Consider the following 9,339-nt stretch of genomic DNA (forward strand, 5'->3'; position numbering starts at 1 on the left):
ATTCCTCCACTGCTGGACGGCCGGGGCTTCCGAGGGCGTCGCATCCGGCGAGGCCCTGTTATAAAGCGCCCCCCATGCTTGAGACCGTCACCAAGGGCTTCCGGGCCGCCAAGAACCGCCTCGCCGGCAAGAGCGAACTCACCCCCGACCTGGTGGACGAGTCGCTGCGAGACATCCGCGTTTCCCTGTTGGAGGCCGACGTCGCCTTCGACGTGGTGAAGAAGTTCGTCGCCCGCGTTCGTGAGAAGGCCGTGGGCGAGGTGGTGCAGACCACCGTCACGGACGCAGGGGGCCAGAAGCGCCGCGTGAGCGCGATGGACCACTTCATCAAGATCTGCCACGACGAGCTGGAAGCCCTGATGGGGCCGGTGGACACGAGCCTCCACCTGAAGCCCAAGGGCCAGTTGTCGGGCATCATGATGGTGGGCCTCCAGGGCTCCGGTAAGACGACGACGACGGGCAAGCTCGCCAGCCGGCTCCTCCAGGAAGGGCGCAAGCCGCTGCTGGTCGCGGCGGACATCTACCGGCCGGCCGCCGTGGATCAGCTCAAGGTGCTGGGCGAGCGGCTGAAGGTCCCCGTCTACCACGAGCCCGGCGTGCAGCCCCCGGAGCTGGCGAAGCGGGGTTACGCGGCCGCGCGCGAGCAGAAGTGCGACGTGGTGATCATCGACACGGCGGGTCGGCTCGCCATCGACGAGACGCTGATGGCGGAGCTGGAGGCCATCAAGTCCAACGTGCAGCCGGATACCATCCTGCTGGTGTGCGACGCGATGATTGGCCAGGACTCGGTGCGCACGGCGGCCGAGTTCGACCGGCGCCTCACGCTGGACGGCTTCATCCTGACGAAGCTGGACGGTGACGCGCGCGGTGGCGCTGCGTTGTCGATCAAGGAAGTGACGGGCAAGCCCATCAAGTTCCTCGGCATGGGCGAGGGGATGGACAAGCTGGAGGAGTTCCGTCCGGAGGGCCTCGCGGGCCGCATCCTGGGCTTCGGCGACATCGTCGGCCTGATGAAGGACTTCGAGAAGGTCGTCGACGAGAAGAAGGCCGAGGACGACGCGCGCAAGCTGTTGTCCGGCCAGTTCTCGATGAAGGACTTCGTCGAGCAGATCCGCATGGTCCGCAAGATGGGGCCGCTGAAGGACCTGCTGGAGAAGTTCCCGCTCTTCGGAGACCTCACGGAGCACCTGAACCCGGACGAGAAGGAGCTCACGAAGATCGAGGCGATGTACGACTCGATGACGCAGAAGGAGCGCCTGCGTCCGGACCTCATCAACGCCAGCCGCATCAACCGCATCTCGAAGGGCAGCGGGCGCAAGCCGGAAGAGGTGAAGGAGCTGCTGCAGAAATTCGGGATGATGCAGCAGGTGATGGGCACCATCGGCCAGAACCCGGGCCTCTTGGGCCGCATCCCCGGCTTCAAGCAGTTGGGGCAGCTGGGCCAGATGAAGAACATGGACCTGGGCAGCATGTTCGGGAAGGACCCGAAGGCGCTGGAGAAGGCCATGGCGGGGCTGGGTGGGATGGGCGGAATGGGCGGCATGCCCATGCAGCTGCCCCAGATTGCCCCGGGCTACACGCCCCCCATGGGCCAGGCCGCGATGGCCAAGGCCCGCCTGATGGGCTACGCGCCGCCCGCGGTGGGCAAGACGGAGGATCGCGACGCGCTCAAGGAGCGCCGCAAGAAGGAGAAGGAGAACAAGAAGAAGAACCGCAAGAAGAAGTAGTCCGCTTCAGCGGTGCCCGTTGTTCCCCTGCCCGCCCGTCCCCACCGAATCCCGGGGGCCGGCGGGCAGACGCATTTCCAGGGACGGAGCGACCGTCCATCTCGCCGGCTGGATGGAGATCCCCCGTCCCGGATGCCCATGGCAATGTGCCGGGTTGGGACCGACCGGAACATCCCTTGCACAAAGCGCCCCCATGCCCCGTTTGAAACTCCTGATGTTGTTGAGCTGCGTAGGGTTCGCCCCTGCCTGCATCGATATTCCGCCCATTGAAGATCCAGTGGAGGACTCGCAGCCGGATCCCAACGCCGACTTCACGCTCTCCGTGGTTTCCGCCCAGGAACAGGTCCTTCCCGGGGGAACACTGGGCTGTGAGGTCCAGTTGCTGTGGACTGGGGAGAAGGGAGGAGACGTCACGTTGAGCCTCCTCAACCCTCCCGCCGGCCTCCAACTCCAGCCAGCCACCCTGTCGTCGGGGGAGGCGCGCAAGTCGCTGAGCATTGGCATCGGGACCTCCACTGCGGCGGGGACCTATTCGCTGACGATCCAGGGCAGGAGTGGTGCGGTCACGAAGCAGGCCACGCTCGGTGTGACGGTCGGGAAGGCTGGCGATCTGGTCGTGAACTGGGTCGTGCCTGCGCCCGGCAAGGCCTACACCCGTGGGCCGCTGCTGCTCCAGTTCACGGTGGAGGGTGGTTCTGCGGAGGCCGTGGAAATCCTGAAGGATGCCAGTGTGCTGGCGACGCCGACTGGAACACCCTTCTCATTCACCTGGGACACGACCCAGGAGGCGGAGGGCACATACCAACTGTCAGTCCGCGCAACCCGTGGCGGCATCTCCTTCATCAGCGCGGCTCGAACGGTCATTGTCGACCGAACACGTCCGACGATGAGTTCTATCCAGCCGGCCAGGAACGGCTCACCGGTTGGAGTGAACGAGTCGATCCAGTTCACATTCAGTGAGCCCATGAATCCGCTAACATTCACCAATGATGCGGTGATTCTCTTCACGAGTACAGGTGCTAGCATTCCCAAGTCCCTCAGCCTTTCCGTGGATGCGAAGACCCTGACCATCAAGCCACTCAATCCCCTGGTGGCCCCGGGTACCGTCTCCGTCCAGGTCCCCCCAGTGTCGAATGTCATCACGGACCTAGCGGGCAACATCGTTGGCAATGGCTTCGGTTGGACCTTCTCCGTGCCGACGTGGCTCCCACTGGGAGAGGCAATCAGTGCGGTCACGGGCAAGACGTCGGCAGAGGACGTTGTCTTGAAGATTGACCGCGACAACCAACCAGTGGTCGCCTGGGCTGAGTCGGATGGAACGGCCAAGAACATCTACGTTACGCGGTGGACAGGAACAAACTGGAGCATGTTGGGCGCCCCCTTGAGCGGTCTGGTAGCAGCAGGAACCAACGCAGCGAACCCCAGCCTGATCATCGACTCCACCAACCAGCCAATCGTCGCGTGGGATGAGACGACTGGCAATGGGTTGGGGCGAGAGCTATTCGCCAGGAGATGGACAGGGAACACCTGGACCGCACTCCCGTCCATTCCCTTGACGAGTGGTGCGGAGCAGCTTGCGAGTTCAGCCCAATTGGTCATGGACGCCGACGAAAATCTAATTCTCTATGCCGTCGAACAAAGTCCCAACAATTCAACTGTGGTGGGTTTCAAGCTTCCTCCTACAGGGTCCAACTGGATCGATCTGCATCCAGCGCAACCATCCAATCACTTCCAGGCGGGAGCCCCTTCCGTCGCGACATCAGGTCTGAATGTCTACACGGCCTACTCGGCCTATGATGATGCGCTTTCACGCAGAGGTGTCGCTGTCCTCCCGAACAACGCCTCACCCCTGGGAGGAACTTCCATTGGGCAATCAGCCTACACACCCACAATCGCCGTGGACGTGAATGCACGCCCTTGGATGGCGTGGGCTCAATCAGGTGCTTTCAACCCATTGGTGGATGGGTTGATCTACTCAGCCCATTGGATGGGCGCCGACTGGAGCTCTCCAACCCTCGTCAGTACGACGTCAGAAGGAAACAGCGCCCCCAGCCTTGCTTTCGGCGTCGGCAGCCCGAATGTCCTTGCGTGGAGCGGGGTTGTTGGCTCCGAGCGAAGCATTCTCGTGAGTCATTGCGTGAACGATGTCTGGCAGCCACCAGGAACGCCCCTGGACGCGCTGACGGCCCCAGGAACGCCCGCCTCCGCGCCTTCTGTGGCAATGGACAAGAATTCTCGCCCAATCATCGCCTGGGCCGAGGCCGATGCGACAGCCGCGAACATCTACGTCTACCAAATCAACGATTGATCCTGACAGCGCTTGATTTGCAAGGGGCTCAGCCCTGCCGTTTGGGAACAACCAGTCCTCGACTCAGTCGGTTGAGGACTCGTCGCTTCTGCCGGCGCTTGTAGCTTTCGTGGGCGTTGTCCCCGACCTCATTGCGGCGGGCCGTTTCCTCATCCGCGATCTGGAACTCCACCAATGCGAAGGTGACCCGCCCCTTACGAAGGCGGGTGTCACTCTCCGGAGGGGGGAGATACGGATCCATGCGTAGGGGGAGATCCACGACGAAGTTGAGAACCCGGTAGGACGTTCCCGAGAAGGCATTCCCCATACGGTCTTCGCGGTCCTCGAAGTCCCGGTCCAGGTGGAGCTGGGGGATGAACTGCTCGAAGTGGGGGTTCTCCGCGAGGAGCCCCTTGAACGGCAGCAGGGTGTTCTCCGTCTGGCCTGGGACGACGAAGTTGAAGGGGAACAGACGCTGCGTGAGGAAGTAGAGCACCGGAAGCAGGTCGGCGCGGGTGCGGGTGATGACCCGGAACCGCGTGCGGTCATACACCTGGGCCGCCACGGTCTCCTTCTTCGCGATCAGCTTCGTGACCAGGGAATCACGCGTCTTGATGGAATGCGCGAACTCGACAATGGGAAGCCCCAGCTCCTGCATCTCGCGCGCAACGCCCAGCACCTTCTCCGTGACCATCTCCGCCAGTTCGGCTTCGGAGGCGGCCAACCGGAAGAGGAGATCGCGCCCCTCGATGTGCTGGATGACGTGCATCACCTTCAGGACGATGCAGGCGATGCGCCGGTAGCGCGCAAGGCCCTTCGCTCCGGAGGCGAAGAGGAAGAGGTCGTGGATCTCCTCCGGCTGGGCCACCGCGTCCGCGACCCTGTAGTCGAAGGTCTTGCGCAGGTACTCCACTGCATCCGCGAGCACCGTTCGGGCCCAGTCGTCGTCGAAGGACCGCGACACGTCCAACTGACAGAGGCGAAGGAACCGGTCCACCTCATCGCGCGACTGGAAGTGCATGCGCCGCCAGTCGATGACGGAGCCGCCTCGCAGGATGAGCCGGATGCGCTCAAGCTCACGCAATCCCATCTGCGGCACCGGGCAGACAGGAATGGCGGAGAGGACGGGAACGAGAGAAGGGGCCTTCACGATGCTGTTCCTAGCTGGCTGGAGCCCCAAGGGAAAGCCCCGCAATGCGAAGGGCCCCAGCCTGGGAGCAGGCAAGGGCCCTCGTTGCCGCATCCTGCTCGACTACTTGACCGCGACTTCCTTGCCGTTCTCGAAGCGGGCCTGGTGGACGACCTTGCCGTCCTCGCTCAGCTCCTGCACCACGCCGTTCTTCAGCCCGTTCTGGTACTCCTCGATGAAGTGGGGCTTGCCGCTGGCGAAGTAGAGGAGCCGCTTCCCGTGGTAGTTGCTCTCACGGAACTCCGTCTTGCCGTACTCGTTGCCGGCCTCATCAAAGAACGACCAGGAGCCGGTCTTGAAGCCGTTCGCATACTGCCCCACCGCCGCCTTCTTCCCGTTGGCGTGGAACGAGCGGTAGGGACCGTGCGCGACAAAGCTTCCCCCCGCGAGCTCAGGCTTGCGGCAGAACAGTCCCTCCTCCTTGGAACCAGACTGCTTGGTCCCTGCGGGGCAGGTCAACTGGGTGGTGGTCTCGCCAGCGAAAGCGACAGGAGAAGCGAGAGCCAACCCCAGGGTGAACATCCGCATCAGCTTCTTTGACTGCATGGAGTCTCCTTTTGAAGTCGCCGGAATGCCCGTGCGCGCACCCGACAAGACGAGGAAGCGCTAAACGAAATTCATCGAGCCCACTCGCGTTCCCGAAGGATGCACCAGACCCTCCGTGAGTACCCTGATGGACTCAAACGAAGAGCCCCGCCCCATGATTCCTGGGCGGGGCTCCAAAGCACTGCGGATGATGAGCGACCCTGACCTTATCCGCCCATCACTCAGTCCTTAGTAGGTGGACTGGAAGCAGAAGAAGTTGCCGCCCGTGAAGTAGTAGCCCAGGGAAGCCGTGTTGGACGAAGGCAGCACGCAGAGGTTGGCCACGATGTCCGCGCGATCACGGTTCGTGCCGGTGACCGTGTAGTTGCCCGAAGAGGAGCTGATCGACACACTGGTCGGCTGGCCATTGACGAGAACGTAGAAGAACCCGTTCAGCTCGGCGGCGGTGGCCGGGAAGGGGGTGCTCGAGTACGCAGAGATGTTGATCTTCACGCGCTTGGTGGTCGAGTTGCCGCAGAAAGCGGTATCCGTCGTCACAGCGCCGGTCCCGACCTTGAAGATGATCGGACCCGTGGTGCCCAGCGCCGCCTTGTTGTTGAACTTGTCGTAGTTCTCGCAGGTCGGAGCCGTGGGCGCCTGGCAGGTGCCGCTGTAGCAGGCCGAGCCGTACGCGCAGGTCGCACGACCCTCGCCGGAGCACGTCGTCGTGCCGCCGACGCACTGACCGGTGGACGTGTCGCAGGTCTCGCCCGTGCCGCAGTCGCTGTTGCTGGTGCAGCCGGTGTTCGTGCCGGGCTCTTCGCAGCGCTTGGACACCGCGCCGCAGACCAGGGACGTGGAATCATCGGAGTTGCACAGCTGGTTGGTCTTGCACTGGCAGACCTTCGCCGTGTTGGTCGCACCGGAGAGCGGAGCGCATTCCTTCTCGGTGTCCGGGCAGTCCGCCGCGCTTTCGCAGGTCTCCATGCACACACCCGCGGACGTGTTGCAGAAGTTGGAGGCGCAGTCCGTGTCGGACGTACACGAGTCGAGCGTCGTCGTGTCATCACCACAGGCGGTCAGCGCAAAGCTCATCGTGCTCACCGCGGCGAGCATCACCATCATCTTGCGAAGCTGCATTCGGAACTTCCTCCTGGATTGGTACGTCGCCCGGTGCCTCCGGCCACAACTCCAGGCACCGGGTATTGAAGTCGAGCGGGCTTTAGTCCCCTCGCTCCAGACGTGTCAACGAGTGTCGACCGACCTTCCAACGACACCGCCCAGGGGAAATTCACTGTTCACGAAAGCGCACAATCCCGCCGCACGGCACAGCGACATCGCCGTCAGCTATGACGGCGATGTCGGCGTTTCGTTTCAGAACGTGAACGGGAAGTCGATGGGGTCGCCCTGCTTCTGGTGCCTCGGGAAGGACCACCCCTTGATGAGGCCGGTGATGCAGGTCGCCATGTAGCTCTTGCTGAACTCGTCCGTGCGGCACGACACGCTGCTCGTCTTGCCACTCGTCTGCACCGTCCAGCGCATCACCAGCTTGCCGCTGAGGGACGGATCCTTCGCCTTCTGCTCGTTCACGCACTTCACGATGGAAGGCTTGTTGTTCAGCACCACCTGCATGATGTCCGACTGCTGGAGGCGCTCCAGCGTGCCGCCGCCCGGCTCGGGCGGGATGTAGGCCGTGGCCGTCGTCTTGCCCGTGGGCTTCGTGGTGGCCGGCGTCTTCTTCGTGCCGAACAGCTCGTCGAAGTCGTCGTCCCCGCCTCCGGAATTCGACGAGGACGCCGCCGAGGGCTTCGACACGGTGATCGCCTCCTCGTCATCGTCACGCTGGCCGTTGTTGCGGCTGCCACTGTGGCTTGAGCCCGGACGACGCTGCGTGTTGCGCGGTTCGACCTTCGCCACCGCCGTCGCCATGTTGGGCGCGGTCGCCGGAGGAGGCGTCACCACGGCGGGAGGCGGCGTCACCGCCGCTGGAGCCGCCGCCACGGCAGGCGGGGTCCCTGCGGGAGTTCCCGCCGCCACGGGAGCGCCCGCGGCAGGGGTCCCCGCCGGAGCACTGTCCGCCGGCGGGGTGGCGGGCGCGGTCGCCGCGACAGCCGCGGGAGGAGGCTGCACCACCGCGGGGGGCGGCGGCATGGGCGGAAGCTCCGCCGGGCGCGTCTGAGCCACCGCGACCTGTGTCGGCGGGTCCACGGGGCGTTCGGACGAATTGCCGCGCGCGACGTAGACGACCGCGGCACCCGCGATCACGAGCACTCCCGCCGTCACCGCGACCATCATCCCCGTGCGGCCCTTGCCGCTCGTGGGCGGCGCCGCGGGCGGCGGATAGGCGGCAGGGTAGCCCGGAGGCGGATAGCCCTGCGGCTGCTGCCCGTAGGGCATCTGCGCCTGCTGCTGCGGATAGGCCTGGGGCTGCGGTGCGTACTGCTGCACCGGCTGCTGCGGCGCATAGCCCTGCTGCGGCTGCTGCGGATAGGCCTGGGGTGCGGACATCCCCGGAGCCGCGCCCATCATGGCCACCGGCATCGCCGGCGACGACTTCGGCTCCGGTGGCGGCATGGGAACATCCAGGAGCCGTGACTGCGACAGCGGCTCGCGATCCAGCGAGGGCGCCGGACGCGGAGGCGGCTTGGTGAGGGCGTCGTTCTCCTCCTTCACCAGCGAGGCCAGCACGCTCGCGGCCGAGGGCTTCCAGCCCACCGGCTCATCCGGCGCGGTGGAACCCCCGCCCAGCCCTGGACGGTTGCTGCCCGCGCTGAAGGCGGACTCCACCGGCCCCGCGGCGATCGTCGGCGACGACGTGGACACCGGCGCGGGCGCGACGATGACCGGCTTGGCCGGACGCGGCGCCAGCACGGAGGCCAGCTCCGCCGTCTCCGACAGGGGAATCCAGTCGCTGAAGCCCGAACGCCAGCAGAGGTTGTCGGGGCCCACCTCGCCCCGGTCCCAGGCGTCCTTCACCTTCTCCACCGACCAGGGCCCCACCTGCTTCTCGTCGATGGCGACGTACCACTCGTGCGACGTCGCGGCCTTCGCGTCGTCGGGCGAGGGCTCGGCGGCCTCGGCCTCGGCGAGCTTGCGCACCGTCTCGGCCTTCGCGGCCTTCACGGCTTCGGCTTCCGCGTCGCGGGCCTGCGCCTTCTGCGAACCGGTGCTCAGCACCTGGTCGAAGACGGCGCCAATCTCATCCTCTTCGACGTCGGTGAAGAGGCCGCCTTCGGGCGGCGTGCCCAGCGTGGCGGGCAGCCCCGTGCCGGACGACTCCACGATGCGTGGCGCATTGGAGTCCGCGGCGCCGCTCTTGGCTTCCGTGGACGCGGGGGTGTCCGCCCCTCCCTCCTTCCCCGCCGATGCTCCGGCGGGCCTCACCAGGATGGTGTGACCACACTTCTTGCAACGAAGCTTGACCCCCTTCGGGCCAATCTTGTCGTCGCTGATCATGTACTGCGCGCGGCAGCTGTCGCAGACGAAACGCATCGTTCCCGTAAGCCTCAGAAATGACGGGCGAAATCCCGTCGGAATCGTAGGAGTGGCCACCGGGTGAGATCAAGGACACCCGCCTTGAACGCCCGCCTGCTTTCAACGCGTGAACCCTC

At 65.1% G+C, this 9,339-nt stretch carries 6 protein-coding genes; 2 read left to right on the top strand and 4 right to left on the bottom strand.

The window, feature by feature from the left end; genetic code table 11:
- Positions 1-74 precede the first annotated feature (74 nt).
- Positions 75-1,727 carry a signal recognition particle protein gene (gene ffh, locus D7V88_RS11230; RefSeq protein WP_120540624.1) on the top strand — a complete coding sequence of 551 codons (1,653 nt, stop codon included), beginning with the start codon at positions 75-77 and terminating at the stop codon, positions 1,725-1,727.
- Positions 1,728-1,920: 193 nt separating this feature from the next.
- Positions 1,921-4,035: an Ig-like domain-containing protein gene (locus tag D7V88_RS11235; protein WP_158625062.1), complete on the top strand. Its 2,115-nt coding sequence runs from the start codon at positions 1,921-1,923 to the stop codon at positions 4,033-4,035.
- Positions 4,036-4,063: 28 nt separating this feature from the next.
- Here D7V88_RS11235 and D7V88_RS11240 read toward each other — a convergent pair whose 3' ends face one another.
- The 4 genes from D7V88_RS11240 to gltJ all read right to left on the bottom strand — a co-directional run bounded on the left by D7V88_RS11240 (position 4,064) and on the right by gltJ (position 9,220).
- A complete protein-coding gene (locus D7V88_RS11240; RefSeq protein ID WP_208726218.1) occupies positions 4,064-5,164 on the bottom strand; it encodes a TIGR04552 family protein in 1,101 nt (366 codons plus the stop codon).
- Between the two features lie 102 nt (positions 5,165-5,266).
- On the bottom strand, positions 5,267-5,749 hold the full coding sequence (locus tag D7V88_RS11245) for a toxin-antitoxin system YwqK family antitoxin (protein ID WP_120540626.1): 483 nt from the start codon (positions 5,747-5,749) through the stop codon (positions 5,267-5,269).
- Positions 5,750-5,977: 228 nt separating this feature from the next.
- Complete coding sequence (locus tag D7V88_RS11250) at positions 5,978-6,868, bottom strand: hypothetical protein (protein WP_244238097.1); 891 nt, start codon at positions 6,866-6,868, stop codon at positions 5,978-5,980.
- Positions 6,869-7,102: 234 nt separating this feature from the next.
- Positions 7,103-9,220, bottom strand: a complete 2,118-nt coding sequence (gene gltJ, locus D7V88_RS11255; RefSeq protein ID WP_120540628.1) for an adventurous gliding motility protein GltJ — start codon at positions 9,218-9,220, stop codon at positions 7,103-7,105.
- Between the last annotated feature and the right edge of the window lie 119 nt (positions 9,221-9,339).

The sequence above is a fragment of the Corallococcus terminator genome, assembly GCF_003611635.1.
In the GTDB taxonomy this organism is placed as follows: Bacteria; Myxococcota; Myxococcia; order Myxococcales; family Myxococcaceae; genus Corallococcus; species Corallococcus terminator.